This is a genomic window from Nonomuraea sp. NPDC001684 (assembly GCF_053596515.1).
The window spans coordinates 1-1254 of record NZ_JBSFGJ010000880.1; the positions used below are offsets into that span (position 1 = coordinate 1).

At 73.0% G+C, this 1254-nt stretch carries 2 protein-coding genes; both read right to left on the reverse strand.

Annotated elements, in window-relative coordinates:
• On the reverse strand, positions 1 to 348 hold a 348-nt coding region (locus tag ACWCSD_RS52730), incomplete at its 3' end, for an alpha/beta fold hydrolase (protein ID WP_449927524.1).
• 97 nt (positions 349 to 445) lie between these two features.
• A complete protein-coding gene (locus ACWCSD_RS52735; RefSeq protein ID WP_449927527.1) occupies positions 446 to 994 on the reverse strand; it encodes a DUF6461 domain-containing protein in 549 nt (182 codons plus the stop codon).
• Between the last annotated feature and the right edge of the window lie 260 nt (positions 995 to 1254).

Sequence of the window (1254 nt, forward strand, 5' to 3'; positions counted from 1 at the left end):
GACTGCTGCCGGGAGCCGAGGAACAAGCCACCGACGACTTGGCCAGACACCTCCATCCAGGCGCGCGCCCGTGCGGTCCATGACGGCCAGCGCGTCGTCGACCTCGGTGTCCACGCCGTACGCCGGGCCCTGCGGGCCGCTGCCGCCGCGTCCGCGCCGTTCGGTCACGTGCACGCTGTGCGTGCCGGACAGTGCTCGCGCCAGCGCCCCGTAGTGGTGGGCGCGCCGGTTGTTCCCGGGGATCACCAGCAGCCCCGGCCCCCGCCCCGCGCTGAGCACGGCGATCGTCGTGCCGTCCTTCGAGGTCACGTCCGCGCCGCGCCACCGCATCGACTTCTTGCCGCCCATCACGCCCTGCCTTCACGTCGGTGGAGACAGGAGCCTGGCCGCCGGGGCTGTCACCCGGCTGGCAGAACGCTGGCACCGGCGCCCGGGAGGAGAACGCTCAGGCCCAGTAGTCGCCGTCGGGCAGCCGCAGGTACGTGTCCGGTTCCGTGAGCGAGCGGGCGTCGGCCGGGGGCAGCCCCGCGCCGGCGAAGCAGTACGCCTCGGCGCACCCCTCGTACAGGTACGTGCGCAGGATCTCCTCCGGCGAGTCCTCCGGGGACGCGTCGCCGCCGCCCGGATGGGTGTCCCATTCCTCGACCTCGCCGTCGCGGTAGACCCTGTCCTGGTTGCCGCTCTTGGGATTGGCGTACATGCCGTAGGCGACCGTGCCCGCCGACAGCGCCTTCATGACGCCGGGCGTGGCGGCCATGTACCCCCACTCCTGGAAGACGACGCAGCCGCCCGGCACGTCGGTGACGCCGACGAACCGCAGCGCGTCGTCCTCGAACGGATCCTCCTCGACCTCTTCGAGCTCCTCCTCCGTGGCGGGTTCGGCGGCCAGCAGGCGCGCCGCCTCGGCCGCGCTGACACCGCGCACGCACGTCAGGCTGAAGCCGTCGCCGTCGAGGCCCTCCAGGACGCCGACCAGGCGCGCGGCCTCCGCCACGGCCGCCGTCTCGGCCTCGGTGAGCCGGGCGTGGCCGGGCGGGAACGTCCGTTATGCGGAGACGAGCGGTGTCATCATGGCGCAGGGCACGGACAATTTTCGAAGATCATCCAGACGGCGACCCTCCGGGATGCCCGCACAGGGAACCCCTTGTCCTCGGCGTCCCACCGAGGACAAGGGCGGGGCCGGATCAGGGCTGGGCGTCCAGCCATTCCCGGAAGGTCGGGCCGGCGAGCCTGGCGTGCGGGCCGGGCAGGAAC